The organism is Burkholderia metallica, assembly GCF_902832845.1.
Classification (GTDB): domain Bacteria; phylum Pseudomonadota; class Gammaproteobacteria; order Burkholderiales; family Burkholderiaceae; genus Burkholderia; species Burkholderia metallica.
On the sequence record NZ_CADFDB010000001.1, the window covers coordinates 186137 to 212058 of the forward strand.

Here is a 25922-nt window from a genome sequence, read left to right on the forward strand (position 1 = left end):
GGCCGACAGGAGACTAACGATGACGGTACAGGCATTCCTGAACGCACGCGACTTTCTGCTGCGCCATCGCACCGACTACGAAACCGCGTACCGCGATTTCGAATGGCCGGTGCTCGAGACGTTCAACTGGGCGCTCGACTACTTCGACCCGATGGCGCGCGGCAACGACCAGCCCGCGCTGTGGATCGTCGACGCGGCGACCGGCACCGGCGACCCGTATTCGTTCGCGCAGATGTCCGAGCGTTCGTCGCGGATCGCGAACTGGCTGCGCGCGATCGGCGTCGTGCGCGGCGACCGGATCCTGCTGATGCTGCCGAACCGTGTCGAACTGTGGGACGCGATGCTCGCCGCGATGAAGCTCGGCGCGATCGTGCTGCCTGCCACCACGCAACTGTCGCCCGACGACGTGCGCGACCGCGTGCAGATCGGCGGCGCGAAATACGCGATCGTCGACGAAAACGAAACCGCGAAATTCGAACAGCCCGACCTCGGCCTCGCGCAGAAGATCGTCGCGGGCGCGCCGCGCGCGGGCTGGCTCGCGATGAACGACGGCTACGCGGCGAGCGCGGCTTTCGAGCCGGATGCCGTCACGCACGCGAACGATCCGATGCTGCTGTACTTCACGTCGGGCACGACGTCCAAGCCGAAGCTCGTCGAACACACGCACCGCACCTATCCGGTCGGCCACCTGTCGACGATGTACTGGGTCGGCCTGCAGCCGGGCGACATCCACTGGAACATCAGCTCGCCGGGCTGGGCGAAGCACGCATGGAGCTGCTTCTTCGCGCCGTGGAACGCACAGGCGTGCGTGTTCGCATTCAACTACACGCGCTTCGAGCCGAAGGTCGTGCTCGATGCGCTCGTCAAATACCAGGTGACCACGCTGTGCGCGCCGCCGACCGTGTGGCGCATGCTCGTGCAGCAGCCGCTCGCGTCGTTCGACGTGAAGCTGCGCGAGATCGTCGGCGCGGGCGAGCCGCTCAATCCCGAGATCATCGAGCGCGTGAAGAAGGCATGGAACATCGCGATCCGCGACGGCTACGGCCAGACCGAGACGACCTGCCTGATCGGCAACTCGCCGGGCCAGCCGGTCGTCGCGGGCTCGATGGGCCGGCCGCTGCCCGGCTACCGGATCGAACTGCTCGACCCGGACGGCGCGCCGGTGACCGAAGGCGAAGTCGCGCTGCCGATCGGCGCCGACGTCACGCGCCCGGTCGGGCTGATGACCGGCTATGCGAACAACCCGGACGCGACGGCCCACGCGATGCGCGACGGCCATTACCGCACGTCGGACATCGCGATGCGTCGCGACGACGGCTACTACGTGTATATCGGCCGCGCGGACGACGTGTTCAAGTCGTCCGACTACCGGCTGAGCCCGTTCGAACTCGAAAGCGTGCTGATCGAGCATCCGGCGATCGCCGAGGCGGCCGTCGTGCCGAGCCCCGACCCGGTGCGGCTGTCGGTGCCGAAGACCTTCATCACGCTGCGGCAGGGCTATGAAGAAAGCCCCGCGCTCGCGCTGGAGATCTTCCGTTTCTCGCGCGAGAAACTCGCGCCGTACAAGCGCATCCGCCGCCTGCAGTTCGCCGACCTGCCGAAGACGATCTCGGGGAAGATCCGCCGCGTCGAGTTGCGCCGCCGCGAGATCGAGCGCGGTGACGATGCGAGCGCGCGCATGCCCGGCGAATACTGGGAAGAGGATTTCGCCGCCGACCTGAAGTGACGTGACCGCGGGCCGCGCGCGCCGCGTGACGCGGCCGCCGCCCGTAGCCGAATTGAACCGGCCGCGCGGCGATAGCGCGCTTCGCGGCCTTCTGCAAGGAGATGGGATCGATGAACGCGATTTCGAAAGACGTGCCGACGGTCAAGCTGCTGATCGACGGCGCCTTCGTCGAGTCCGCCACGAACGAGTGGCGCGACATCGTCAACCCGGCGACGCAGCAGGTGCTCGCGCGCGTGCCGTTCGCAACCGTCGCGGAAGTCGACGCGGCCGTGCAGGCCGCGCACGCCGCGTTCGCGACGTGGAAGAACACGCCGATCGCCGCGCGCATGCGCATCATGCTGAAGTTCCAGGATCTCGTGCGCTCGAACCAGCAGCGCATTGCAAAAACGCTGACGGCCGAGCAGGGCAAGACGATTCCCGATGCCGAAGGCGACATCTTCCGCGGCCTCGAAGTGGTCGAGCACGCGTGCTCGATCGGGTCGCTGCAGCTCGGCGAATTCGCCGAGAACGTCGCGGGCGGCGTCGACACCTACACGCTGCGCCAGCCGCTCGGCGTGTGCGCGGGCATCACGCCGTTCAACTTCCCCGCGATGATCCCGCTGTGGATGTTTCCGATGGCGATCGTGTGCGGCAACACGTTCGTGCTGAAGCCGTCGGAGCAGGACCCGATGACGACGATGGAGCTCGTCGAACTCGCGATCGAGGCCGGCGTGCCGAAAGGTGTCCTGAACGTCGTGCACGGCGGCAAGGAAGTCGTCGACGCGATCTGCACGCATCCGCTCGTGAAGGCGATCTCGTTCGTCGGTTCGACGGCGGTCGGCACGCACGTGTACAACCTCGGCAGCGCGCACGGCAAGCGCGTGCAGTCGATGATGGGCGCGAAGAACCATGCGGTCGTGCTGCCCGACGCGAATCGCGAGCAGGCGATCAACGCGCTCGTCGGCGCGGGCTTCGGCGCGGCCGGCCAGCGCTGCATGGCGACATCGGTCGCGGTGCTGGTGGGCAACGCGCGCGACTGGCTGCCGGACATCGTCGAGAAGGCGAAGGCACTGAAGGTCAACGCGGGCGCGGAAGCCGGCACCGACGTCGGGCCGGTCGTGTCGAAGGCCGCAAAGGAGCGCATCCTGTCGCTGATCGACGCGGGCGTGAAGGAAGGCGCGAAGCTCGAACTCGACGGCCGCGACGTGAAGGTGAACGGCTACGAGCACGGCAACTTCGTCGGCCCGACGATCTTCTCCGGCGTGAAGACCGACATGTCGATCTATACGCACGAAATCTTCGGGCCGGTGCTGGTCGTGATGGAAGCCGACACGCTCGACGACGCGATCGCGCTCGTCAACGCGAACCCGTTCGGCAACGGCGTGGGCCTGTTCACGCAGAGCGGCGCGGCCGCGCGCAAGTTCCAGAGCGAGATCGACGTCGGCCAGGTCGGCATCAACATCCCGATCCCGGTACCCGTGCCGTTCTTCAGCTTTACCGGTTCGCGCGGCTCGAAGCTCGGCGACCTCGGCCCGTACGGCAAGCAGGTCGTGCAGTTCTACACGCAGACCAAGACGGTCACCGCGCGCTGGTTCGACGACGACGCGACGGCCGGCCCCGTGAACACGACGATCCGGCTGCATTGAGCGGCGGAGGGCACCAACATGAAAATCGGATTTATCGGCCTCGGCCACATGGGCGCGCCGATGGCGCTGAACCTGCTGAAAGCCGGCCATGACGTGCACGCGTTCGACCTGAGTGCCGATGCACTGCGCGCGCTGCAGGATGCCGGCGCGCAGGTGGCCGCGTCGCCGCGCGACGCGGCGTCGGGCGCGACGTTCATCATCACGATGCTGCCGGCCGCCCCGCACGTGCGCTCGGTGCTGTCCGGCGAGAACGGCGTGCTCGCCGGCCTCGGCGCGGGCGCGACCGTGATCGATTCGAGCACCATCGATCCGGCGAGCGCGCAGGCGTTCGGCGCGCTGGTGCGCGAGCACGGCGGCGCGTTCGTCGATGCGCCGGTGTCGGGCGGCACCGGCGGCGCGGCGGCTGGCACGCTGACCTTCATGGTCGGCGGCAGCGACGCGGATTTCGAGCGCGTGAAGCCGGTGCTCGCCGGCATGGGCAAGAACATCGTCCACTGCGGCGCGACGGGCATGGGGCAGGTCGCGAAGGTCTGCAACAACCTCGTGCTCGGCATCTCGATGGCAGCCGTGTCGGAGGCGATGTCGCTCGGTGTCGCGCTCGGCATCGACCCGAAGGTGCTGGCCGGCATCGTCAACACGTCGACGGGCCGCTGCTGGAGTTCGGACACCTACAACCCGTATCCGGGCGTGATCGACACCGCGCCGTCGTCGCGCGGCTACTCGGGCGGCTTCGGCACCGACCTGATGCTGAAGGATCTCGGCCTCGCCAACGACGCGGCGAAGCAGGCACGCCAGCCCGTCTATCTCGGCGCGCTCGCGCAGCAGCTGTACCAGACGATGAGCAGCCGCGGCGACGGCCAGCTCGATTTCTCGGCGGTGATCCGCCTGTATCAACCGGCAACGAAGAAGGACGCGTAATGATCGAACTGGACTACGTCGACGACGGCGCGATCGCGTGCGCGACGCTCAAGCGTCCGCCCGCGAACGCCTTTACCGCCGACGGGCTGCGGAAGTTGCAGGCGAGCGTCGCCGAACTGAATGCGAACCCGCGCGTGCGCGCGCTCGTGATCACCGGCGACGGCCCGAAGTTCTTCAGCGCGGGCGCCGATCTCAACACGTTCGCCGAAGGCGACCGCGCGGTCGCGCGTGCGATGGCGTCGCGCTTCGGTGCGGCGTTCGAGGCGCTGCACGATGCGCGCGTCGTGACGATCGCGGCGATCAACGGCTATGCGATGGGCGGCGGGCTGGAGTGCGCGCTCGCGTGCGACCTGCGGATCGCCGAGACGCATGCGCAGATGGCGCTGCCCGAGCCGTCGGTCGGCTTGCTGCCGTGCGGGCTCGGCACGCAGACGCTGCCCTGGCTCGTCGGCGAAGGCTGGGCGAAGAAGATCATCCTGACCGGCGCGCGCGTCGATGCGGCCACCGCGCTGCGCATCGGCCTCGTCGAGGACGTCGTGGCGTCGGGCGCGTCGCGCGATGCCGCGCTGGCGCTCGCACGCAACGTCGTGCGGCAGAGCCCGCATGCGGTCGCATACAGCAAGGACCTGATCGGCCTCGCGCGCCGCGGCGTGCCGCGCAGCGCGGCGCTCGCGGTCGAGCGCGAGCGTTTCGTCGACCTGTTCGACACGAACGATCCGCGCGAAGGCGTGGCCGCGTTCCTCGGCAAGCGCGCGCCGCAGTGGCACACCGAGGGGGAGTCGCAACGATGAGCACGCCGGTGACGAACCCCGATACGTTCGCGGCGCACGCGCCCGAGGTGCTGTTCCGCGTGGTGAATCGCGTGGCGTTGATCACGCTGAACCGGCCGGCCGCGCTCAACGCGCTGTCGTACCCGATGATCGGCGAGCTGGCCGCGCACCTCGAGCGCTGCCGCGACGACGACCGGATCGTCGCGGTCGTGCTGCGCGGCGCGGGGGAAAAGGGCTTCTGCGCGGGCGGCGACGTGCGTGCGCTGTACCGGATGGTCGCGCAGCGCGAAACCTGGCTGCCGTTCTTCGTCGACGAATACCGGCTCGACTACGCGATTCATACGTTCCCGAAGCCGGTCGTCGCGCTGATGGACGGCGTGACGATGGGCGGCGGCATGGGTCTCGCGCAGGGCGCGGCGCTGCGCGTCGCGACCGAGCGCAGCAAGATCGCGATGCCGGAGACGCGCATCGGCCTCGTGCCCGACGTCGGCGCGACGCATTTCCTGTCGCGCATGCCGGTCGAACTCGAACTGTACGTGGGGCTGACCGGCGCGATGCTGTCGGGCGCCGACGCGCTGACCGCAAAGCTCGCGGATCTATGCGTGCCGTCCGCGTGGCTCGACACGTTCGAGACGCGTATCGAGAGCGTCAGGTGGGAGGGCGACGCGTTGCCGTTGCTGCGCAAGGTGTTCGAGCCGCCGTGCAACGTCGTGCCGCATGCGGCGCTCGACAGCCAGATGCCGTGGATCGTGCGTCACTTCGACAAGCGCTCGACCGTCGAGCGGATCGTCGCGACGCTGACGCAGGATCTCGCCCGCGAGGACCTGTCGCGCGAGCATCGTCAATGGCTGCAGGCGACGCTCGATGCGCTCACCGGCCACTCGCCGACGATGTTGTCCGTGACCCGCGAGGCGTTGCTGCGCGGCCGCCAGATGACGCTGGCCGAATCGTTCCGGATGGAACTCGGCATCGTCGCGCGCGCGATCGAGGAGGGCGACTTCTGCGAAGGCGTGCGCGCGCATCTCGTCGACAAGGATCGCAAGCCGCGCTGGGCGCCCGCGTCGCTCGTCGAGCTGCGCGCCGAACGCGTGCGGCATTTCCTGACGTCGCCGTGGAAGCTGTTTGCGCATCCGCTGGCCGATCTCGGCGCGGCGTGATGCCCCCCCCGGCGCGCCGCGCGGCGCGTCGGTTTGCACGCGTCCCGTCACGCTTCGTCGGGACGCTCGATCATTGGCGGCACTGCCTGCGCGAGCGCGTCGATCACGCAGCGCGTCTTGCGCGGCAGGTAGCGTGTCTTCGGCCAGATCGCGTGAATGTCGCCTTCGCAGACGAAGCAGCGATCGAGCACGACAACCATCTCGCCGCGCTTCACGTATTGATCGAGCAGCCAGCTCGGCAGCCACGCGATCCCGAACCCCGATGCGCCGGCTGCCGCGATCGCCTGCACGTCGTCGAAACTGAGCTGGTGCGGCATGTCGATGCGGACCGTCGAGCCGTCCGGCGCGCGCAAGTCCCACGGTTGAGTGACGCCCGAGCGTGAATACGCGATCGTCCGGTGGTTTTTCAGATCGTCGAGCGTCTTCGGCGTCCCGTAGCGGGCGAGATACGACGGCGCCGCGCCGAGGCTGCCGTACTGCGTGCCGAGCCGCCGCACCGCGAGGCTCGTGCTGTCCGCGAGCGTGCCGATCCGCACCGCGAGGTCGATGCCTTCCTCGACGAGATCGACGAAACGGTCGGTGATCGACACGTCGATCCGCAGATGCGGATAGGTGCGCGCGATGTCGAGCACGATCGGCGTCACGCAATGGTGCCCGAACGCGAGCGGCACGCTCAGGCGCAGCTTGCCGCGTGGTTCGTTGCGGCCGCAGTCGAGGTCGGCCTCGGCCGCTTCCAGTTCCGCGAGCGCACGCACGCAGCGGTCGTAGTACGCCTGGCCGTCGTCGGTCAGGCTCTGGCTGCGCGTCGTGCGCTGCAGCAGCCGCGCGCCGAGCCGCTTCTCGAGCCGCGCGATTGCCTTGCCGACGGCCGAACGCGTCATGTCGAGCCGCTCCGCGGCGAGCGCGAAACTGCCCGATTCCACTACCTGGACGAAGGTCGTCACGCCGTCGAGTCTGTCGGTCATCGGAAGGTTGGATGATTGAGTCCTGTAGTTCCCCAGTCTGGAGAAATGCGTGCGTCAATGGGGATGGAAATTCTCACTATAGTACCGATTCCCGTTCAGCGTGCGTTGCCGGCCGCGCGCGGCGAACCCTTCTCACTGGAGGCGCGCGGCCCGTTGCCGGGCCGCCGCGCAATACGCATGACGCTATCCGACTCCCGCAGGAATGCGGTCGCGCTCGCGGCCGTCTGTCTCACGTCGCTGATGTTCGGCCTCGAAATCTCGAGCGTGCCGGTGATCCTGCCGACGCTCGAACACGTGCTGCATGGCGATTTCAACGGCATGCAGTGGATCATGAATGCGTACACGATCGCGTGCACGACCGTGCTGATGGCGGCCGGCACGCTCGCCGACCGGTTCGGCCGCAAGCGCGTGTACGTGGCGGGCACCGTGCTGTTCGGCGCGACGTCGCTGCTGTGCGGGTTCGCGCCGAACGTGCCGGTGCTCGTCGCCGGCCGGCTGCTGCAGGGCGCGAGCGGCGGCGCGATGCTGATCTGCCAGATCGCGGTGCTGTCGCACCAGTTCCGCGAAGGCCGCGAGCGCGGCCGTGCGTTCGGGATCTGGGGCATCGTGTTCGGCATCGGGCTCGGCTTCGGGCCGATCGTCGGCGGCGCGATCGTCGCGCTCGCAAGCTGGCCGTGGGTGTTCCTCGTCCATGCGCCGCTCGCGGCGATTGCGCTCGTGCTGATCGGCGGCGCGGTGCAGGAGTCGCGCGATCCGCACGCGGGCACGCTCGACGTGGCGGGCATCGTCACGCTGTCGCTCGCGGTGTTCGGCCTCGCGTTCTATATCACGCAGAGCGCCGAACTCGGGCTGACGAGCGCGGCCGGCCTCGGCGTGCTCGTCGCGACCGTGCTGGCGCTCGCGGGCTTCTTCGTCGCGGAGCGCGCCAGCGCGCGGCCGATGTTCGATTTCTCAGTGTTCCGGATTCGCGCGTTCACGGGCGCGATCTTCGGGTCGATGGGAATGAACTTCAGTTTCTGGCCGTTCATGATCTACCTGCCCATCTGGTTCCAGGTCGCGCTCGGCTACGACAGCGTGACGGCCGGCCTCGCGTTGCTCGCGTATACGTTGCCGACGCTGGTCGCGCCGCCGTTCGGCGAACGGCTCGCGCTGCGCTTCGGGCCGGGCGTCGTGATCCCGGGCGGGCTGTTCACGATCGCCGCGGGTTTCGCGTTGATGCGGATCGGCAGCGCGGCCGATCATGCGAGCTGGATCACGATGCTGCCGGGCTGCGTGATCGCCGGCATCGGGCTCGGGCTCACGAACACGCCGGTCACCAACACGACGACGGGCGCGGTGCCGAGCGCGCGGGCCGGGATGGCGTCGGGCATCGACATGAGCGCGCGGATGATCTCGCTCGCGCTGAACATCGCGACGATGGGCTTCGTGCTGGTCGCGGGGATCGTCGCGAGCCTGAAGGCCGGTGCGGCCGGCACGATCGGCGATGCGGCGCTGCGCCGGCTCGCGCAGGAAATCGCATCCGGCCGCACCGACGGGCTGCACGAGATCGCACCGGCGCTCGCGCAGGCCGACCCGACCGGCGCGGCGCTGCATGCGGCGCTCGTGCACGGGTTCGGCTGGGTGATGGTGTACGGCGCGGTGGGGGTGGCCGTGCTCGCCACCGCGAGCGCGGTGGCGTTCGCGCCCGCGCGGCGCGGGGCGCCCGTGTGCGAATGAGGCAGGGCGTGACCGGTGCGGCCGGCGCGGTGCGCGCGCCGGTCAGGACATCCCGCCGCCGAGTGCGCGGTACAGCGTCATCCGGTTGTTGCGCCGGTCCAGCCGCGTCTGCTCGTCGGCGCTTTGCGCGTCCCGCAGCAGTCGCTGCTGATCGAGCCACGGCTGCACGGCCGTCGCGCCGGCCGCGAAGCGCGCGGCGGCGAGCCGCTCGGCGCGCTGCGCGTCGGCCAGCGACAGCGCGCGCTGTTCGGCCTCGCGTTCGAGCGGCGTCAAGGTTGCGATCGGTCGAAGCGGTGAGAGAAGGCGCTTGCGTGCGTGGCGGCCTGCGTCACCGCTGCGCGGCAACGAGCGCCATCATCGGCCGGTCGCATTCCTCTTCGAGTGCGGGCATCGCATCGACCTGCGCCTGCGTCGGCCCCCATTCGTCGAGGTGCATCAGCGTGAAGCCGCTGCCGATCAGCAGGTTCACGAGCGTGCCGAGCGTGCGGTGCTGCTTGACGACGCCCGGTGCGAGCCAGTCGGTCACGCGTTCGCCTTCGCGCTGATAGCCGTCGAGCGGCCAGGACCGGTTGCCCTGCGCATCGACGACGAAGCCAGGCCGGCGCGGCGCCGTGTAGACAGGATGCTCGATCGAGAACACGAGCTGGCCGCCGGGCACGAGCGCGTGATGGATCGTGCGCAGCAGCGTGTCGAGGCGGGCGACGTAGTGGAACGCGAGCGAGCTGTACGCGAGATCGAACGCGGCGCGCGGCAACGCGAGTGCTTCGAGATCGTCGCGGCGGTACGTGATGGCCGGGTGCGCGGCGGTCGATGCCGCGCGTTCGAGCATGCGCTCGGACACGTCGATGCCGAGTACGCTTGCCGCGCCCTGTTCGGCCGCCCAGCGGCTGAACCAGCCGTAGCCGCAGCCGAGGTCGAGCACGTGGCGGCCCGGCAGATCGGGCAGCAGCGCACGCAAGGCCGGCCATTCGGGCGCGCCGTCGAGGCCGTGGATCGAGCGGTTCAGGCGGCTGTAGCCTTCGAAAAAGGCCGGGTCGTCGTAAATGTTCTGCGTCATGCGTCAGGCCTCGTGCGAGCAGGGTGCGCGGTGCCGCGCACGCGATTCCGCGAGCTTACGCGCGCGGCGCGCCCGCGTCGATCCGGCGTTGCGTGTCGGCGTCGACGATGTCGCGGATCGCGCTGAACAGCGGGGCGGCGTCGGTGTAGCGTCGGCCGTAGCCGAGATTGAACGCGTAGTCGAAATCGGGCGGATTGCGGCCCTGGTTGTGCTGGAGAATCGTCTCCAGCTTGTCGAGCGCCTTCGCCGCGCGTGCCTCCGGCGACGCGGCCGCATCGTATTCGTCCCACAGCGCGACGATCTCGTCGCGCAGCGCGGGATCGAGCGGCGCGGTGAGCGTCAGCAGGTCGTCGCGTTCGTGTGCGCTCTTGTCGGGATGTGCGTCCTGTTCGATCGCGGGGATGTCGCCGTGCAGCGCCTCGCCGAGATCGTGGACGACGCACAGCTTCAGCAGCTTCAGCGTGTCGATGCCGGGCAGCGCGTCCGCGAACACCAGCGCCATCAGGCACAGCCGCCAGCTGTGCTCGGCCGTGCTTTCCGCGCGCCCGGCCGACGTGTGGCCGCTGCGCAGCACGTCCTTCAGGCGTTCGGCTTCGCGCAGGAAAGCGAGCCGCGCGTGGATCGTATCGGGGTTCATGTTCGGTGTCCTTGCGATGAGCCGACCAGCGTAATCCGGCTCGCCGCGGTTCGTCCACGCATGAAATATGCGTGGCTTAAGCGGACGGGGGCGTTGTCGGCATTATTTGCGTGGCGCGCCGCAGCCTGCATGCGGTTCATCGTGGCGCGCCGGCGATCACGCATCGTGGAGCGTCTCCACGAGCCGTGCGGCCGAGCCGTCCGACAGTGTCATCCGCGTCCACCGGCACAGGCTGCCGCGGATCGGCACGACGCGCGACGCATTCGCACCGGTGTCGAATTCGACGCTCGGCGGCCCGGCATGATCGCGCCAGCCGAGCGTGTCGAGCGCGGCTTCCATGCGGATGATCTGCGGGCTCGCGTAGCGCCAAAGCGACGTGCCGAGCAGCATCGGCAGCGGTTGCGAGAATTCGGCCGCGCGCGCCGGCGACGCAGCGAGCAGGCGGTGCGTGAGGTCGCACACGAGGTGCATGCGGCCCGCGCTGCCCGCGACGAGCCGCGCGAGCGCGCGGTCGCCCGCGGAATCGAGGCGGGCGGCGAGCAGCCGCTCGGCCGTCGCGCGCTCGTCGGGCGACATCTGCTGGCGGCCGGCTTCCCAGCGCGAGATCGTCGATTGCGCGACGCCGAACAGCTGCGCCGCGTGGCTTTGCTTGATGCGGTGCAGCGCGCGCCAGCGCTTGAGTTGCGGGCCGAGCGCGGACGGATGAGGCGAGGGGTCGCGCATGTCGATGCTCCTCTATCCGGCGCCGGCCGGATGCATGACGGGCAGGGCGGGTCTAGAACCCGGCGAGCGGCCGGTCCTTGAGCGAAAAATACGCGACCGGCAGCAGCAGGACCCCGCCGAGCACCAGCACGCCGTCGGCCGCCACGGTGACCGGCGTGGCCAGGATCCGGAGCCCCTTCGCGAAGGCGGACGGCGCTTCGTCGATGACGACCGTATAGCGCTCGTTGAATGCTTGCGCGGTGCCGTCCGGTTTCAGCGTGAAGCCCTCGGCGGAATAGCGCTTGCCGACGACGTTGCCTTCGAGTTCGATCCGTTTGTGCGACGCGTTGAAGCCGTCGGCGATTGCCGCCTGACGCGCGTCGTCCGGCGCATCCTTCGACAGAACGGTGTCGTACTGGCCGGTCACGTCGCCGCCGTCGACGCGGAAGCGGCTGAATGACGTGTGCAGCGATGTGCGATAGCGGGCCGTCAGCACCGGGCGCAGCGTGTCCGGCAGATCGAAGATGTAGTGATAGCGTTCGCCCAGCACGACCAGCTTCTTGCCGTCTTTCGTGATCATGAAAGCGGAAACGTGCTCGATGTAGGTTTCGTCGCGGTTTTCGTAGAGCGCCGGCGTGAAACAGCCCGACAGCGCGAGGCTGCTCGCGGCGATGCCGGCGGCCAGCAGGCGCCGGCGCGTGATCGATAGACTCATTCGTTGTTGTCCCGTCTGGTGCGGTTCGGTTCAGTTCAGTTCAGTGGCTTGCGCCCTCGGAAGCCGGATTCTCGCGTATCCGCTGCGTGTTGTCGAACGGGAAATCCGCCACGGCAGCGGCCGGTCCCGGCCGTCGCCCCGCCGCCGACGTTTTCGTCACGCTTTCAACCGTCTCCTCCATATCTTATTATTTGGCCGGTGCGGACGCGTACCGGCCGCCATCGATCATGCCGACGCATGACGCGCCGGTATGAATTGCCGCCTTTCGGCCTGAGCGTCGCGCGACGCGCGGTTGAAACGACAGGAAAGCGCGTGGCCGGCGCGTTTCACGAAAAATCACGAGAGGGCGCGATGGTACGACTGGTCTTGCTGCTGCTGGGCATCGAATACCTGCGCACCCGCTGGCGCGGGCTGACCGTGCTGGGCTGGGTATGGGTGGCCGCCGGCATCGTGATCTTCGTCGATGCGCTCGACGGCGCGCTGCACTTTCCGATCCAGATCTTTGCGTGGCTGTTCCTGATCGAAGGGCTTGCGACGCTCGCGGTGGCCGGCAGCGGCGTCGGCGGGCAGCGCATCCTGCGCTACGTGAAGGGGATTGCGGTCGTGGTCGCCGCCGGCCTCGTGTTCGCCGGGCATCATCACGGCCATTTCCTGCTGTCGATGATCTTCGGCACGCTGTTCCTCGTCGACGGCCTGCTGCAGTGCACCGCCGCGTGGATGGTGCGTTATCGCCGCTGGAACGTCGCATTTGCATGGGGCGTCGTCGAGATCCTGCTGGCGATCTTCTTCTATCAGCCGTACCCGACGCACTATGTGGGCACCGTGCCGTACTGCCTCGGCCTGCTGCTGATGTTCGGCGGGATGCACATGCTGAGCCTCGCCGCGCGGGTGCGGCGGCTGACGCGCAATCCGGCGTTCGTGACGTCGCCGGCGCCGGCGCTCGCGCCGGACGTCGACGATGCGCGCGGCCTGCCGCATTTCACGCAATCCGAATGGGACGGCCCGCCGGCCGACGGCGAGCATGCGCTGACCGTGCACGTGTGGACGCCGACCGGCACGTCGAAGGCTGAAGCGCAGCACTATCCGGTGATCGACCGCTACATCGCGGCGGTGGACGTCAACGGCGTGATCTCGACCGGGCACGCGGCGCTGGAGTCGCCGGAGGGCATCTACATCAGCCTCTATCCGGGCGTCGAAATCGATCGTTCTCCGGACGAATTCACGCGCATCCTGCGCGCCACCCGCGAAAACGACGTGCCGGGCCTGTTCCAGCCCGACTACGCGACCGAGTCGAACGCGTGGTGCCCGTCGACCGTGCGCGTGCGCATCCGCAACTACGATCCGGCGAAGCTGGACGCGTTCTGGACGTCGTACCGGCAGGACACGACGTACAACCTCACGCACCGCAACTGCTCGAGCACCGTGTCGAACGCGCTCGAAGCCGCGCTCGACGGTGCGGTGTGGCGGCTCAAGGGCGCGCGTGCCGGATGGGGCGCGTTCGTGCGGCTGCTGCTCACGCCCGAGCTGTGGGTCGCCGCGCAGATCCGCAAGCGCGCGGTGACGATGGCATGGACGCCCGGGCTCACGCTCGACTATGCGCGCGCACTCAGCATGCTCGCCGATCCGCGGCCGTTCGCGTGGTGGAAGGTCGCGCGTTCGGCGGTGAAGGCGATCATGGCGTCGCGCCGCACGTGGCGCGAACAGGACAACGCGGCGCTGTCGCCCGGCGGATCGGAGGCGGCGTCGATGAAGTGATTGCGTGCCGCCGGACGAGGGCCCGGTGTCACGGAGGCCGCCATCGCGCGGCCCGGCGATGTTGCCCCTCTGCAAGCCCCCACGAATGCGAACAACAATGAACAAGACGAGAGCAATCCACATCCTGATTCCCGCCGCGCTGGCGCTGACGAGCGCCGGTTTCGCGCAGGCGAGCGCGGACGAAGTGCCGCGCATGAGCAACGACGTGTACCGCACGTCGGTATCGTTCTGCTCGAACGTCGCGGCGGCGGAGAAGATCGAGTGCCAGGGCGACATGATCGCCGCGGGCAGCCGGATCGTCGCGGCGCTCGGCGGCCTGCCGCCGGCCTCCGCCGCGGCGATCGACGAAGGCGCGCGCAACAAGCTGCCGCCGGCGGAGCGCAAAGGGCTCGCGCCCGTCGAGCCCGGTGCGATCGACAAGGACGACGACGTCGCCGGTCTCGCCGGCATGGTGCGCCTGTGCGACGTCTACGAATCCGAACCGGCATCGCGCGCGCGGCATCACGCGGCGTTGAAGCAGCAGGCGCCGGACGCCGCACCGCGTGTCGAGGCGTTGCTGTCCGATGCGTCGACGGCGGCGCGCCGGCGCGTCAGTATCGGCGTGTGGCAGATCCTTGCGCTCGAAGGCCCCGAATCGGCCGCGCGCGCATGCACGCAGCTGGGCGCCGGGTCGTGAGCGACGGCGGGCCGGGTGCGTGCGCGAATCGGTTGCCCGCGAGCCGGTGCGGATAGGGCGACGCCCGTGGCGCCGCCGAATGGTCAGTCGCTCGCGATCGTGGCCGGCCTGACCCGTACCGGCTTGCCCGGCGTGCGGGCGACCACGGAGCACTGCGCTGCGTCGCGCACGCGTGCTTGGTGCGCGTGCGACAGCGGCCCGTCGCAAATTATTTCGTCCACCTTCACATTCGTGCCATGTTGCGTCGGCAACAATCGCGGACGGACATTCGACAATCTTGCGGCGCATCCCGCGACCGCAAGCCTTTTCCGAGGAAACGCCATGCTCAAGACGCTCGCCCGCGCCGTTGCCGCACTCGCCGTCGCTTCCGCATCGCTGCACGCCGCCGCGCAGACCAGCTACGACTACCTGTTGCTCGCCGCATCGTGGGAGCCCGGCTTCTGCGCGTCGCACGACACGCCCGAATGCACGAACCTCGCCGGCACGTATGCTGCGACGAGCCTGTCGCTGCACGGCCTGTGGCCGAACAACTACGACGGCAACCAGCCGTTCTACTGCGGCGTGCCGCAGAACGACATCGACCTCGACAATGCGCACCAGTGGTGCAGCATGGACGCCTACCCGATCAGCAGCGCGACCCGCAACACGCTGTCGACGTACATGCCGGGCGTCGCGTCGTGCCTCGACAAGCACGAGTGGTTCAAGCACGGCACCTGCTCGAACTCGGCGACGCCCGATGCGTACTGGAACCAGGCGTCCGGCATGATCAGCCGGCTCGGCAACACGTCGTTCAACGCGTTCCTGCAGGCGAACGCAGGCAAGACGGTCACGCGTAACCAGCTGCTGTCGGCCTTCGAAGGCGCGTTCGGCAGCAATACGCGCAGCGCGGTGTCGCTGAAGTGCACGAAGACGAATGGCGTCAGCTACTTCACCGAAGCATGGATCGCGGTGAAGACCAATGCGGCCGCGCAGTTCCCGAGCGCCGCATCGCTCGTGACCGACGGCAATACGCAGGGCACGTGCCCGACGTTGGGCGTGTATATCGCGAAGTAAGGGGACGACGGCGGGGGCGTGCGCGGCAACGCGCCCGTCGTCGCCCGTCGTGGCTTCGGCTGGATGCGTGAGCACGGCAGCCGAGCGGTTCCGGTGCGTCAGGCGGGGGCTCTCGGCTGTCGGTTATGGCGGGCAGCGGATGTCGCGGCACCGCTCGATGCGACATTTGCGACGCGCTGCTGGCTGATGCCGGTCGAGGGCCGGTATCGTCGTTACCGTCGGCGGCGCGCACCGTGCACCGGACCATCGACCTCGTTAGCCGAGCAGACGCAACGCATCGTCGAGCGACAGCACCGTCGTGCGCGATTCGAACGCGGTCGAGAACAGATGCTCGTGAACCACCGGGTCCGGGTCGTAGCAGCAATCCTTGACGGTGTACAGGCGGAAGTCCGCGTCGCTCGCGTGGGCGATCGACGACAGCATCACGCCTGTCGACGCGATGCCGACCATGATCAGCGAATCGATGCCTTGCTCGACCAGCCGCGTTTGCAGATCGGTGCCGAAGAACACGCTGGCGCGGTGTGCAATGATCAGCGGTTCTTCGGGCCGCTGCCCCAGCTCCGGGCACGTACCGTCGTCGATGAACAGGCCGAGCTGCTTGATGCCCTGGCCGTTCTTGTTGCGCGGGCTGACTTCCGGATAGCCGGGGCTGAACCGGAGATTCGCGAACCAGACGCTGATACCGCTTGCCCGTGCCGCGTCGCAGAGCCGGCGCGTATTGGCGAGCAAGCCGGGCGCGACCGACGGAAAGAGGCCGAGGATGTCGGTCTGGTAATGCATGACGAGCAGCGCGGTGCTCGGCGGCACGATGGCGGGAAACGGCGCGGATGCGCTGCCGCCCGGATTCGTGCGGGGTGTCGTAGCGATATCCGGTGTGTCTGGGCGAGTCATGAATGAAGGTCTCCGGTAGCCGGCGGGGAATGTAAGCGTCCCCGATTTGTACCGGAAAATCAGGGCGGCTGCCGAGGCGATTTTCGTAGGGGTGGTTTGCCGTGGTGTGTGCCCGCGATCGTCACGCCGGGGGCCCGTTCTTGCATTGCCGGCAATATACTGGCGATTGCTTCGTCGGCTGTCGGTCGGTGCGGCGGGACGCCGGCTTTGACGGGCGGCTCCGCTCAGGTGTCACTACGTGACTGCTGCTTTCGCGCAATCAGCGCCTGGAAGGGGCAATGCCCGGCGCGATGCAATCCCCTGTCACGATGTATCCACAAGAGCGACACGTCATGCCGGTTACCGGATTCAGTCACTACAACCTGCGGGCGGATCGGGCGACACTCGACGCGCTTCGCGATTTCTACGTCGACATCGTCGGGCTGCAGGAAGGGTTTCGTCCGCCGTTCAATAGCTTCGGGTATTGGCTGTATGCGGGCACGCAGGCGGTGCTGCATCTGTCGGAAGCGCGGCCGGGCGAGTCGCGCCCGTCAAGCGTCGCCAATACGTTCGATCACGTTGCGTTTTCCTGCACGGACGCCGAAGCGACGGCGCGTCATCTGACCGACGCGAACGTGCCATTCACAAGCACGCATGTTCCGCTCACCGGCCAGGTACAGATGTTCTTCCGCGATCCGGCGGGTAATGGCGTCGAGTTGAATTTCGCGCAAGACGCGTGAGCGCACCGGGCATTTGTCGATCGGCCGCCTGCCGCGCGCGACGCCCGGGCGTGCAACAGGCACGCACCGAGCCCCTTACCGGGCTGCCACGATCACATGTGCCTGAATCTTGCCGCTCACCGGGCCTTCTCCATGGCGGCTGGCGATCAACTCCGCAGCACGATCCACGGCGAGCTGAAGCAATTCCGTGTCGCGCGCCTCGATTTCGTTTCTCAGCGGCGTTCCGAGGCAATAAGCGGTGGCTGCATCGCGTGCCGACGGTGCGCAACTCACTTTCGCCCGTGTCTCGACCTCGATGTGTGCGAACCCGGCGCGCGCCAGATCCTCCCGGATTCGAGCAACGTCGTGATAGCCGTGCGGCGTTCGGGCGAGGAATCTTGGCGGGTCGCGCGGAAATAACGCGGCGACGGCGTGGGTGACGTCGTCGGCAAAGGCGTTTTCTTCGATGCGGTCCCAGACACTGAAGACAAAACGGCCGCCCGGTTTCAGCACGCGGCGTGCCTCGGCGTAGCCGGCGATTCGGTCGGGAAAAAACATCGCGCCGAACTGGCAGCAAACGACGTCGAATGACGCGTCCTCGAACGGCAGGTCGAGCGCATCCGCCTGCCTCCATTCGATACGGTTGTCGGCACCCTGCCTGGCGGCGGCATAGTCAAGCATCGGTTGGTTGAGATCGGTCACCACGTAGCGCGCGCCAATCCGGAGTTTTGGCGCCAGCGCCCGCGTGACCGCGCCGCTGCCGGCCGCCGTTTCAAGCACCGAGCCGGGCGAAGAGGCCGCGACGAGCTCCGCCATGTCGGCGGCATAGGCGTCGAAGATCAGCGGGACCATCAGCGTGTCGTAGGACTTCGGGATCGAGCCCGCGAACACCTTGTCGTGCTCAGTCATGGTGCCTCCTTGGAATCACGTCGTGACACCCTTTATTACCCATTTTAGGGCGGCTCGAGTCAAGCCGACGCGTCTTTCGGCTGCTGAGGCATGGGCGGCCGATTCATCATTGCAGGCGCGGCCTACGGTGGCTGTATCGCGATGGAGGTCGTCGCGTGCGCGCCCCGGCGTGTGCGTGGACTGTGGTTGTTGAACTGTCAGCCCGGGCTACACCCGTATCCGGATCGTGTTCGCGACACCAGCCGGAGGATTCGAGAGGGCGAGCATGAGCAAGTTATCGCCGAATTTGCCGAAAACGCCATTCCCCCGTAGATTTCAGGTCGGGAGCAGCATTTGTTCAAATGGCTCGCGATACAGGTGCCGACATGTTTGCGCGACAATCCGATGCGACTTTGACTCGCTCCGATCGTTGGTCGACGCTGGCCGCGAGTGCGATTCCGACACTTCTCATATGGGGCGAGGCAGATCGCTTCGTTCCGATCGATGTGGGCCGCCGGATCGCCAAGCTGATGCCGCATGCTCCCTTCGAGATGCTGGAGGATGCGGGCACTTTCCAACGCTGGAGCGGCCATCGCTATGCACCGACATTGCTCGGCGCTGGCTGATGGAGCAGGTTATCGGTAGCCCCGTCGACGGCCTCGCAGCCAGATGAGAGAACCCGGAAACTGTCGGGCGAGAACGGGCCATTCTTGGTCGCTCATATGGTTGTATCGTTCGTCGACAATCGATCCTGTCGCGCTGGCTGCACGAGTTGATTTGCCAATTCTCTGCCCTCTACCATGACCACTATTTACGACACCATCGTCTGGTTACAGTCGAATGCCGGCGCGGAGCAATTTCCGATCGTTGAATTTTCTGCCGACACCGACATGGCGACTATGGGATGGGTGTCCTTAACCAGCACAGACCGACCGGAAATCGTCGTGACGCAGGTAACGGCAGAAGAGTTCCGCGCAATCGCAGACGGCACGGACGGTTATCTTGCTGTTGAACACCGGGTAAACGCCACGCTTAGGCGTTCCGATCTCAGGTGTTCATGGCTGGCGCGTGTCGAAGAAGTCGGCTCGAGCGACGCGGGCAGGTCGTTCCAGATGTTCCGGGAGGCGTATCGGCCACCAAAAGTGCTTTTTCGAGACATTCTTCACAGTGACTCTCTGGCGCAGGAGGTCAGTCGTACGACTCGCTCCGAGTTCGAGCACAACGGTGGGAAAGTCATTGTTCTTAAGTGACCCATCCAACAACCCGGAGTGCGGCCGCACAGATATGAATCGAGCGCCGTTGCGCCAGATGTAGTGCGCTTACCCTCAACACCTCAAAAGATCAGCCGTCCCATATTCAATTGAAATTAAATTCAGACAGTTATCAAAAAACAGAGCGATCATGGCTATTGATGAATATATGAAAATGCCAGAGGAAACTCACGGCACTGGTGAAAAAGCAGTAAACCAAGTCGCGGGCGTGTTTATTGATCACCAGTGCGCGGTCGATAGTATAAAAGCTGACTATGGCGAGGACCTTTTGATCCAACCATCTTTCGACGGACAGGTGGAGCATTTCAAAATATGGGTACAAGTGAAGGGAACTGTCGATATCGAAAAGTATCGTCAGGCTAGCGGCGAAATCGTCCGCTATGTCGACTTCGCCCACATGTTCAAGTGGCTACGAAGCAAGGAGTTGTGTATTCTTGTGTTCTGGAATGTTGATAAAAAGAAGGGATTGTTCTACCTGCCGAAGATGGAGCTAAGCGAATGGGATTTCTATACCCAGCGCAAGCCGAGTATAAGAGTAGTATTCAATGAGGAGAATGTATTTTCAGAAGCAACCCTGCCGCAGTTGATCTGGCGAGCGCGGTACGAGCACTATGCTATGCTTGTTTCGCATGCGATAGGACGCGAAAGCTTTTCAGTGAGCGAGGAAAGCAAGAGACACGCCCGTTCCATGTATTTATCGGTATTGATCGATTTTTTGCGACAGGTGAATCTAATCATTCGCGAGCCTCTCGCCGCAGAAGAAGAGGTCGATGAGGAAGATGTCCTGGAAGCGGGCTATAAACTTAGATTCTGCGATAAGTTTCGCACAAGAGTGGTAAATGCCTGCGCGGAACTTCAAAAAAAATACCCAGAAGATGATCTCACAACGATCGCTCAAATGGCGCTAGGGCTTTCGCTATTGGTCACTCTGGAGGAAAGGACGGGTGCCTTTGGTGTGCCGCCGGAGTTGTTGGAGCCGTGTATTCCAGCGATCGCAGGGATGATGGCCTTGATTTAGCTACCGTTCGTCCCTGCTTTCAGTTCGAGCAACACGCGCGGAACGGCAAGCGCGTGACAACCTACTGGGTCGAGTATCAGTAGCCGAGTGCTTTGGGGGCGATTGCTGCCGAAGGACGAATTCTCCGGTTAGTGTGTTGGCGAGCACCGCCATTACACTCAATGAGCTGTTCTTGACTTTTTCGCCTCAAAAAATCGACCTTCCCGAATAAGTCGTCAACCACTCCAGCGCCAGCGTCCCCGCCAGCGAATTCCCGTTCGCATCGAGCCCCGGCGCCCACACGCACACGGCCATCTCGCCGGGCAGCACCGCGACGATCCCGCCGCCGACACCGCTCTTCGCGGGCAACCCCACGCGATACACGAAATCGCCGGCCGCATCATAGGTGCCGCAGGTCAGCATCAGCGCGGACAGCCGCTTCGCGGAACTCGAATCGACGATCCGCTCGCCGGTCACCGGCGCGACGCCGCCGTTCGCGAGGAACAATGCGGCGCGCGCAAGCTCGACGCAGTTCATCGTGATCGCGCACTGGCGGCAATACGCATCGATCACCGTGTCGGGCGGCATCTGCATGTTGCCGAAGCTCGCCATGAAGTGCGCCATCGCGCGGTTGCGCTCCGCGTGCTGCAGCTCCGACTGCGCGACGCGCGAATCGTAGTCGATGTCGTTCGAGCCGATCAGCCGCCTGACGAATTCGACGAGCGCCGTCTCGGCCTGCACGAAGCGGCGGCACAGCACGTCGGTGACGACCAGCGCGCCGGCGTTGATGAACGGGTTGCGCGGCTTGCCGCGCTCGCTTTCCAGCTGGACCAGCGAGTTGAACGCGTTGCCGGACGGCTCGCGGCCCACCCGTTCCCACAGTTCGTCGCCCAGCAACTGGAACGCGAGCGTGCACGCGAACAGCTTCGAGATGCTCTGGATCGAGAAGCGCTCGTGCGCGTCGCCGACCGTGAAAACGTTTCCGTCAAGCGTGACGACGGCCATCCCGAACTTGTCGGCGGGCACTTTCGCGAGCTCGGGAATGTAGTCGGCAACCCGCCCCTGGCCAATCCAGGGGGTGAGTTCGGTATGGATGCGTTCGAGGATCGTCTGGTAATTCATCAAGTCAGGCGGGCAGGTGAGTAGCCCGAATTCTGGCGAGCCCGTATGGAACCGTCCCGCCACCATTTCGTCAAGCTCGACCGACATCGCGCCCTTATTTTCAAGACCTCTGAACAGGCAATCGGCGGGCGCAGTATCATGCGGTACGTTTCGGCCGATGGCCGGCGTCCGGCACCGGCCGGCGCCGCCGCGGCCTCCTCGATGATCCGACCGTTGCCCATGTCTTTTCGCATCCTGCTCGTCGAAGACGACACCCGCCTGTCCACGCTGATCGCCGGCTACCTGCGCAAGAACGACTATGAAGTCGACACTGTGCTGCATGGTGACGCCGCGGTGCCGGCGATCCTGTCCATTCGTCCCGATCTCGTCATTCTCGACGTGAACCTGCCGGGCAAGGACGGCTTCGAAATCTGCCGCGAGGCGCGCAAGCAGTACGACGGCGTGATCATCATGGTGACGGCCCGCGACGAGCCGTTCGACGAACTGCTCGGCCTCGAATTCGGCGCGGACGACTACGTGCACAAGCCGGTCGAACCGCGCATCCTGCTCGCGCGGATCAAGGCCCAGCTGCGCCGCGCGCCCGCGCGCGTGGCCGAGAGCACCGCGCCGCAGCCCGAGCGCTATGCGTTCGGCAAGTTCTCGATCGACCGCACCGACCGCTCCGTCGTGCTGCCCGACGGCAGCACGCCCGACCTGACGTCGGCCGAATTCGACCTGCTGTGGGCGCTGGTGTGTCATGCGGGCGAAGTCGTCAGCCGCGACGACCTGATGCTGCAGTTGCGCGGCGTCGAATTCGACGGGCTCGACCGCACGATCGACGGGCGCATCTCGAAGCTGCGTCGCAAGCTGCGCGACGACGCGAGCAACCCGCAGCGGATCAAGACGATCCGCAGCAAGGGTTATCAATTCAGCAAGCACGCGTGGGAATGACCCGGCCGTCGTGCGATGCCGTCACGTTCCGCGCGGGCCTTTCACCCGCCGGCCGGGAGCCGCGATGATCCGACGAACCCGTTCGCACCCCGATGCGCCGCCGCTGCCGACGCTGCGCTACGTCAAATGGCGCTGGCTGCATTTCCGTCGCGCATGGACCGATACGCGCGCCGACCGCATTCCGAGCTGGTCGCGCCTCTACGTGCGCACCTACTTGCATCTACTCGGCCTCGTGCTGCTGACCGCGCTCGTGCCGGCGCTCGCGCTGTGCGTCGAATTGTCGCCGCAGGTCGTATGGCATGCGTTCGACTCGCTGCCCGGCGACATCTGGATCGTGCTCGCATTCGTGTTCGCCGCGCCCGCGCTCGCCGCATACCGGTGGATGCGGCCCGTGTGGTCGGATCTCGTGATGGTGCGCGAGCGCGCGATCGATTTCACGGGCGGCCGCTTCAACACGCGGGCGCGCGAATCGCACAGCGTGATCATCGGCCCGCTCGCGCGCACGCTGAATGCGCTCGCGATGCGCATGGAACGGCTGATCGCCGCGCAGCGCGATCTGACGAACGGCATCTCGCACGAGTTGCGCACGCCGCTCGCGCGCGTGCGTTTCGCGCTCGAAATGCTGCGCGAGCCGGGCTCCGCGGCCGAATACCAGGGCGCGCTCGAGAGCATCGCGCAGGACGTGACCGAGCTTGAAGAGCTGATCGACATGAGCCTCACGTATGCGCGGCTCGAATACAGCTCGCTGCAGTCGAACCTCGAGATGACGGCGCCCGTCGCGTGGTTCGAGCATCAGGTCAGCGACGCGCAACTGCTGTATCCGGAGCGCTCGATCGAATCACGCATCGCGATCGCGTCGGACCTGCGCGTGAGGATGGACCGGCGGCTGATGTCGTATGCGATGCGCAACCTGTTGCGCAACGCGAGCAAGTACGCGAAATCGCGGATCGTCGTCGGGATCTCGCTCGTGCACGGCAACATCGGGATCTTCGTCGAGGACGACGGCCCCGGCGTGCCGGAGAGCGAGCGCGAGCGGATCTTCGACGCATTCGTGCGCCTCGACCGCCGCACCGGCGGCTATGGGCTCGGCCTGTCGATCACGCGGCAGGTGCTCCATGCGCACAACGGCCGGATCGCGGTCGTCGATCCGGTCGAACTCGGCGGCGCGCGCTTCGAGATCAGCTGGCCGGTGTAGCGATACGCCGCCGCGCGAGGCCCGAGTCTCGACACGCTCAGTACGTGCGACCGAGCTGCAGATAGAAGTTGCGACGGCCGCTCGGCGCGAGCGCCACGCCGATGTAGACGGGCCCGAACGCGGTCGACAGGCTCGTGAAGAACGTATAGCTCTGCTTGAGCGCGCCGCCGCCGATCTGCTGGCCGCTCGACCACACGTTGCCGACTTCCGCGCTGGCGCCCACCGACAGCGCCTTGACCGGCGACGCGTTGAACGTCATCAACTGGTTCATGTAGGTGACCTGCGCATAGGCGAGCTCGTTGCCGTTCAACTGGTCGGCCGCATACGCGGACAGATGCTGGAAGCCGCCGAGCGTGAAGTTGAACGCGTTGATCAGGTTGGTGCCGCCGATGCTCTTGCCGCCTTCGATCGTCGCACTGACGCTGTGCCGGCCGAACTGCTGCGCCACCATCGCCTTGCCGTAGATCTCGGTGTAGGGCGCGTTGTTGATACTGTCGTCGAACGACGACGCCGATCCCCCGTTGCGCGACACCAGCGAGCGTTCGACACGCAGCTCGGTGAAATAGCCCTTGCGCGGAAACAGCGGATCGTCGAGCTGGTCGATGACGAGCCGCGCGCGCGCCGTCAGCGCCTGCGACGTGAAGCTCGGCCACAGCAGCGTCTGGCCGTTGCCGTCGTCGAACGGCACGTTGTAGGTTGGCGAGCCGTGCCCGGTCACGTAACCGAGGCCGATCCGGAAATCGCCGAGCCGCCCGATCGGCAGGCCGAAGTCGATCCCGGCGCGCGCGGTCTGCATCAGGTATTGCGTGATCTTCACGTCGCCGCTGTCGTCGTACAGGTTCGCGTAGCGGCGCTGATATTCCGCGTACGGCGACAGATAGACGCCGTACGCCGTCGACAGCGGCTGGCGGAACTCGATGCGCGCGGATTGCAGGTCGCTGCCGATCGTCGTGTCCGCGCGGAATTCGAGCCCTGAATCGGTCAGCCACGGCCGCCGGTAGCCCACATGCAGGCGGAAGCCGCCCTCGTCGGTCGAACTGCTCGACATGCCGAGCCCGAACAGCAGGAAATTCGGCCCCCAGTATTTCTCGCGCGCGTTGATTTCGAGGACGTTGTCGTCGCCGTGGCTCACGATCTGCTGCGTGACGCTCTCGAAGTTGCCGCCCGTCGTGAGCCCGAGCAAATCCTTGCTGACTGTGTCGGGATCGTAGATGTCGCCCGGTTTCACGTGCAGCGCGTTGCTGACGACCCTCGTCGGCACGCCGCCGGAGGTCTTGATCTCGATGCGCGTGATCCGGATCGGCGGCGGCAGCGGCTGCGCGTGCGCCGACCGGTAGGCCGCGTACTGTTCCGGCGTGAGCGCGAAGCGCCGCAGCCTCGGCAGTGCCGCGGTCGCGGCGGCCGCGCCGGCGGCGATCGCCTGCTTCGCGTTCTGGAAATCGGTGAACGCGAGCGAGCCGAGGTCCGGCGTGAGCAGCACGTCCTGCGCGTCGAGCTGCTTGCGCTGCGCGGTCACGTTCTGGCGGATCAGGATGCCGACCATCTGCTGCATCACGTCGGCGGGCGACGCGAGCGCGTCGAGCGGGCGCAGTTGCGAGCCGATGTCGACCGCGATCACGATGTTCGCGCCCATCTGCCGCGCGGTGTCGACGGGCAGGTTGCTGACGAGCCCGCCGTCCACGAGCGCGCGCCCGTTGATTTCGGCCGGCGCGAACAGGCCCGGCATCGCCATGCTCGCGCGGATCGCGAGCGGCAGCGAGCCGTGGTCGAGCACGACCATCTGGCCCGTCTGCAGGTCGGTCGCGACCGCGCGGTACGGGATCGGCAGGCGGTCGAACGGCTGGTTGGTCGGCACGGCGGCCGTCCAGTTCGCGAGCAGCGCCTGCAGCCGGTTGCCCTGCACGAGCCCGACCGGCGCCTTCACGCCGTTCTTGCCGAAGCCGAGCGTCAGCCCGTTGATGTACAGGCGTTCGTCCTCCCGGCTGGTTTGCGGCAGGTCCGCGCGGTCCGTCACGTCGAACGCGATGTCCGCAAGATTGACCTCCGACAGCCGCTTCTGCATCTCGTCGGCGGCGATGCCGCTCGCGTACAGGCCGCCTACCACGGCGCCCATGCTGGTGCCCGCGATGCAGTCGATCGGGATGCGGTTGTCCTCCAGCACCTTCAGGACGCCGAGGTGCGCATAGCCGCGCGCGCCGCCGCCGGACAGCACGAGGCCGATCGACGGGCGGCCGGCCGGGCCGCCGTCGGCTTCGCAGATGTGGGCGGATGCGGCGGGCGTGGCAGCGGGTGCGCTGGCGGCGACGACCGGGGCGGCCGAGGGTTCGGCGGCCGGCAGCGATTGCGCGGCGACCGTGCAGCACCAGCAGGCGACGAGCGTCGTGCAAAGCGGGCGCAGCCGCGCCCAGCGGAAGAAAACGGTCGCTGTCATGGGGAACATACCTGGCGAGATCGGGCG

The 25922-nt window shown here is 66.8% G+C and carries 24 protein-coding genes and 1 pseudogene; 15 read left to right on the forward strand and 10 right to left on the reverse strand.

The window, feature by feature from the left end; translation table 11 throughout:
- The first annotated feature begins 19 nt into the window (after positions 1-19).
- The 5 genes from HWX08_RS00870 to HWX08_RS00890 all read left to right on the forward strand — a co-directional run bounded on the left by HWX08_RS00870 (position 20) and on the right by HWX08_RS00890 (position 6196).
- Positions 20-1726, forward strand: a complete 1707-nt coding sequence (locus tag HWX08_RS00870) for an AMP-binding protein (protein WP_174922741.1) — start codon at positions 20-22, stop codon at positions 1724-1726.
- A 101-nt stretch (positions 1727-1827) separates the two neighbouring features.
- Entirely contained in the window at positions 1828-3351 is a 1524-nt protein-coding gene (locus HWX08_RS00875) for a CoA-acylating methylmalonate-semialdehyde dehydrogenase (protein WP_174922740.1), read from the forward strand.
- A gap of 18 nt (positions 3352-3369) precedes the next feature.
- Entirely contained in the window at positions 3370-4269 is a 900-nt protein-coding gene (gene mmsB / locus HWX08_RS00880) for a 3-hydroxyisobutyrate dehydrogenase (protein WP_069260503.1), read from the forward strand.
- Complete coding sequence (locus HWX08_RS00885) at positions 4269-5060, forward strand: enoyl-CoA hydratase (RefSeq protein WP_174922739.1); 792 nt, start codon at positions 4269-4271, stop codon at positions 5058-5060. Before mmsB ends, HWX08_RS00885 begins: the two co-directional genes overlap by 1 nt.
- A complete protein-coding gene (locus HWX08_RS00890; protein ID WP_069260501.1) occupies positions 5057-6196 on the forward strand; it encodes an enoyl-CoA hydratase/isomerase family protein in 1140 nt (379 codons plus the stop codon). The genes HWX08_RS00885 and HWX08_RS00890 overlap by 4 nt, the downstream gene beginning before the upstream one ends.
- 47 nt (positions 6197-6243) lie before the next feature.
- Here HWX08_RS00890 and HWX08_RS00895 read toward each other — a convergent pair whose 3' ends face one another.
- On the reverse strand, positions 6244-7161 hold the full coding sequence (locus HWX08_RS00895; RefSeq protein ID WP_069260500.1) for a LysR family transcriptional regulator: 918 nt from the start codon (positions 7159-7161) through the stop codon (positions 6244-6246).
- A gap of 177 nt (positions 7162-7338) precedes the next feature.
- On the opposite strand from HWX08_RS00895, the gene HWX08_RS00900 reads away from it, so the two are divergent.
- The gene (locus HWX08_RS00900; RefSeq protein ID WP_069261212.1) at positions 7339-8877 is read left to right on the forward strand and encodes an MFS transporter; all 1539 of its coding nucleotides are present in this window, start codon (positions 7339-7341) and stop codon (positions 8875-8877) included.
- A gap of 42 nt (positions 8878-8919) precedes the next feature.
- On the opposite strand, the pseudogene HWX08_RS00905 reads toward HWX08_RS00900, so the two are convergent.
- The 5 genes and pseudogenes from HWX08_RS00905 to HWX08_RS00925 all read right to left on the reverse strand — a co-directional run.
- Positions 8920-9144: pseudogene (locus HWX08_RS00905) on the reverse strand (efflux transporter outer membrane subunit); the annotation flags it as partial.
- Between the two features lie 61 nt (positions 9145-9205).
- Positions 9206-9934 (reverse strand): class I SAM-dependent methyltransferase, encoded by a 729-nt coding sequence (locus HWX08_RS00910; RefSeq protein ID WP_174922738.1) that lies wholly within the window; start codon positions 9932-9934, stop codon positions 9206-9208.
- Between the two features lie 55 nt (positions 9935-9989).
- A complete protein-coding gene (locus HWX08_RS00915) occupies positions 9990-10571 on the reverse strand; it encodes an HD domain-containing protein (RefSeq protein ID WP_174922737.1) in 582 nt (193 codons plus the stop codon).
- Between the two features lie 156 nt (positions 10572-10727).
- Positions 10728-11294 (reverse strand): helix-turn-helix domain-containing protein, encoded by a 567-nt coding sequence (locus HWX08_RS00920; protein WP_069260496.1) that lies wholly within the window; start codon positions 11292-11294, stop codon positions 10728-10730.
- A gap of 52 nt (positions 11295-11346) precedes the next feature.
- A complete protein-coding gene (locus tag HWX08_RS00925; protein WP_069260495.1) occupies positions 11347-11988 on the reverse strand; it encodes a hypothetical protein in 642 nt (213 codons plus the stop codon).
- A 351-nt stretch (positions 11989-12339) separates the two neighbouring features.
- Between HWX08_RS00925 and HWX08_RS00930 the strand changes: the two genes are divergently transcribed.
- From HWX08_RS00930 to HWX08_RS00940, 3 genes are all read left to right on the forward strand, one after another.
- A complete protein-coding gene (locus HWX08_RS00930; RefSeq protein WP_174922736.1) occupies positions 12340-13743 on the forward strand; it encodes an HdeD family acid-resistance protein in 1404 nt (467 codons plus the stop codon).
- 97 nt (positions 13744-13840) lie between these two features.
- The gene (locus HWX08_RS00935) at positions 13841-14419 is read left to right on the forward strand and encodes a hypothetical protein (protein WP_069260493.1); all 579 of its coding nucleotides are present in this window, start codon (positions 13841-13843) and stop codon (positions 14417-14419) included.
- Between the two features lie 321 nt (positions 14420-14740).
- The gene (locus tag HWX08_RS00940) at positions 14741-15472 is read left to right on the forward strand and encodes a ribonuclease T2 (protein ID WP_174922735.1); all 732 of its coding nucleotides are present in this window, start codon (positions 14741-14743) and stop codon (positions 15470-15472) included.
- A gap of 255 nt (positions 15473-15727) precedes the next feature.
- Here the strand turns inward: HWX08_RS00940 and HWX08_RS00945 are convergent, their stop codons facing one another.
- Positions 15728-16363, reverse strand: a complete 636-nt coding sequence (locus HWX08_RS00945; protein ID WP_174922734.1) for a cysteine hydrolase family protein — start codon at positions 16361-16363, stop codon at positions 15728-15730.
- A gap of 332 nt (positions 16364-16695) precedes the next feature.
- Here HWX08_RS00945 and HWX08_RS00950 point away from each other — a divergent pair, with 332 nt between their 5' ends.
- Positions 16696-17082: a VOC family protein gene (locus tag HWX08_RS00950; protein WP_174922743.1), complete on the forward strand. Its 387-nt coding sequence runs from the start codon at positions 16696-16698 to the stop codon at positions 17080-17082.
- Between the two features lie 75 nt (positions 17083-17157).
- On the opposite strand, the gene HWX08_RS00955 is transcribed toward HWX08_RS00950, so the two are convergent.
- Positions 17158-17970, reverse strand: coding sequence for a class I SAM-dependent methyltransferase (locus HWX08_RS00955; protein WP_174922733.1), 813 nt, complete (start codon positions 17968-17970; stop codon positions 17158-17160).
- A 341-nt stretch (positions 17971-18311) separates the two neighbouring features.
- Between HWX08_RS00955 and HWX08_RS34245 the strand changes: the two genes are divergently transcribed.
- The 3 genes from HWX08_RS34245 to HWX08_RS00970 all read left to right on the forward strand — a co-directional run bounded on the left by HWX08_RS34245 (position 18312) and on the right by HWX08_RS00970 (position 20238).
- Positions 18312-18575: an alpha/beta fold hydrolase gene (locus HWX08_RS34245; protein WP_244122663.1), complete on the forward strand. Its 264-nt coding sequence runs from the start codon at positions 18312-18314 to the stop codon at positions 18573-18575.
- A 174-nt stretch (positions 18576-18749) separates the two neighbouring features.
- Positions 18750-19199 (forward strand): hypothetical protein, encoded by a 450-nt coding sequence (locus tag HWX08_RS00965; protein ID WP_174922732.1) that lies wholly within the window; start codon positions 18750-18752, stop codon positions 19197-19199.
- Positions 19200-19350: 151 nt separating this feature from the next.
- Positions 19351-20238: a DUF4365 domain-containing protein gene (locus HWX08_RS00970; RefSeq protein ID WP_174922731.1), complete on the forward strand. Its 888-nt coding sequence runs from the start codon at positions 19351-19353 to the stop codon at positions 20236-20238.
- 186 nt (positions 20239-20424) lie between these two features.
- Here HWX08_RS00970 and HWX08_RS00975 read toward each other — a convergent pair whose 3' ends face one another.
- Positions 20425-21339, reverse strand: coding sequence for a glutaminase (locus HWX08_RS00975; RefSeq protein WP_069260488.1), 915 nt, complete (start codon positions 21337-21339; stop codon positions 20425-20427).
- A 219-nt stretch (positions 21340-21558) separates the two neighbouring features.
- On the opposite strand from HWX08_RS00975, the gene HWX08_RS00980 reads away from it, so the two are divergent.
- Both HWX08_RS00980 and HWX08_RS00985 read left to right on the forward strand, forming a co-directional pair.
- Entirely contained in the window at positions 21559-22269 is a 711-nt protein-coding gene (locus HWX08_RS00980) for a response regulator (protein ID WP_069260487.1), read from the forward strand.
- A 64-nt stretch (positions 22270-22333) separates the two neighbouring features.
- The gene (locus HWX08_RS00985; protein ID WP_174922730.1) at positions 22334-23464 is read left to right on the forward strand and encodes an ATP-binding protein; all 1131 of its coding nucleotides are present in this window, start codon (positions 22334-22336) and stop codon (positions 23462-23464) included.
- Positions 23465-23501: 37 nt separating this feature from the next.
- On the opposite strand, the gene HWX08_RS00990 is transcribed toward HWX08_RS00985, so the two are convergent.
- Positions 23502-25895, reverse strand: a complete 2394-nt coding sequence (locus tag HWX08_RS00990; protein WP_174922729.1) for a patatin-like phospholipase family protein — start codon at positions 25893-25895, stop codon at positions 23502-23504.
- Positions 25896-25922: the final 27 nt, after the last annotated feature.

Bases quoted from the DNA above. Each gene is read 5' to 3' on its own strand.
- HWX08_RS00910 (WP_174922738.1), bottom strand. From the start codon at position 9,934: ATGACGCAGAACATTTACGACGACCCGGCCTTTTTCGAAGGCTACAGC.
- HWX08_RS00945 (WP_174922734.1), bottom strand. From the start codon at position 16,363: ATGACTCGCCCAGACACACCGGATATCGCTACGACACCCCGCACGAAT.
- HWX08_RS00895 (WP_069260500.1), bottom strand. From the start codon at position 7,161: ATGACCGACAGACTCGACGGCGTGACGACCTTCGTCCAGGTAGTGGAA.
- HWX08_RS00890 (WP_069260501.1), top strand. From the start codon at position 5,057: ATGAGCACGCCGGTGACGAACCCCGATACGTTCGCGGCGCACGCGCCC.
- HWX08_RS00885 (WP_174922739.1), top strand. From the start codon at position 4,269: ATGATCGAACTGGACTACGTCGACGACGGCGCGATCGCGTGCGCGACG.
- HWX08_RS00975 (WP_069260488.1), bottom strand. From the start codon at position 21,339: ATGAATTACCAGACGATCCTCGAACGCATCCATACCGAACTCACCCCC.
- HWX08_RS00990 (WP_174922729.1), bottom strand. From the start codon at position 25,895: ATGACAGCGACCGTTTTCTTCCGCTGGGCGCGGCTGCGCCCGCTTTGC.
- HWX08_RS00920 (WP_069260496.1), bottom strand. From the start codon at position 11,294: ATGCGCGACCCCTCGCCTCATCCGTCCGCGCTCGGCCCGCAACTCAAG.
- HWX08_RS00965 (WP_174922732.1), top strand. From the start codon at position 18,750: ATGACCACTATTTACGACACCATCGTCTGGTTACAGTCGAATGCCGGC.
- HWX08_RS00900 (WP_069261212.1), top strand. From the start codon at position 7,339: ATGACGCTATCCGACTCCCGCAGGAATGCGGTCGCGCTCGCGGCCGTC.
- HWX08_RS00935 (WP_069260493.1), top strand. From the start codon at position 13,841: ATGAACAAGACGAGAGCAATCCACATCCTGATTCCCGCCGCGCTGGCG.
- HWX08_RS00915 (WP_174922737.1), bottom strand. From the start codon at position 10,571: ATGAACCCCGATACGATCCACGCGCGGCTCGCTTTCCTGCGCGAAGCC.
- mmsB (WP_069260503.1), top strand. From the start codon at position 3,370: ATGAAAATCGGATTTATCGGCCTCGGCCACATGGGCGCGCCGATGGCG.
- HWX08_RS00970 (WP_174922731.1), top strand. From the start codon at position 19,351: ATGGCTATTGATGAATATATGAAAATGCCAGAGGAAACTCACGGCACT.
- HWX08_RS00925 (WP_069260495.1), bottom strand. From the start codon at position 11,988: ATGAGTCTATCGATCACGCGCCGGCGCCTGCTGGCCGCCGGCATCGCC.
- HWX08_RS00875 (WP_174922740.1), top strand. From the start codon at position 1,828: ATGGGATCGATGAACGCGATTTCGAAAGACGTGCCGACGGTCAAGCTG.
- HWX08_RS00940 (WP_174922735.1), top strand. From the start codon at position 14,741: ATGCTCAAGACGCTCGCCCGCGCCGTTGCCGCACTCGCCGTCGCTTCC.
- HWX08_RS00955 (WP_174922733.1), bottom strand. From the start codon at position 17,970: ATGACTGAGCACGACAAGGTGTTCGCGGGCTCGATCCCGAAGTCCTAC.
- HWX08_RS34245 (WP_244122663.1), top strand. From the start codon at position 18,312: ATGGCTCGCGATACAGGTGCCGACATGTTTGCGCGACAATCCGATGCG.
- HWX08_RS00870 (WP_174922741.1), top strand. From the start codon at position 20: ATGACGGTACAGGCATTCCTGAACGCACGCGACTTTCTGCTGCGCCAT.
- HWX08_RS00930 (WP_174922736.1), top strand. From the start codon at position 12,340: ATGGTACGACTGGTCTTGCTGCTGCTGGGCATCGAATACCTGCGCACC.
- HWX08_RS00980 (WP_069260487.1), top strand. From the start codon at position 21,559: ATGTCTTTTCGCATCCTGCTCGTCGAAGACGACACCCGCCTGTCCACG.
- HWX08_RS00985 (WP_174922730.1), top strand. From the start codon at position 22,334: ATGATCCGACGAACCCGTTCGCACCCCGATGCGCCGCCGCTGCCGACG.
- HWX08_RS00950 (WP_174922743.1), top strand. From the start codon at position 16,696: ATGCCGGTTACCGGATTCAGTCACTACAACCTGCGGGCGGATCGGGCG.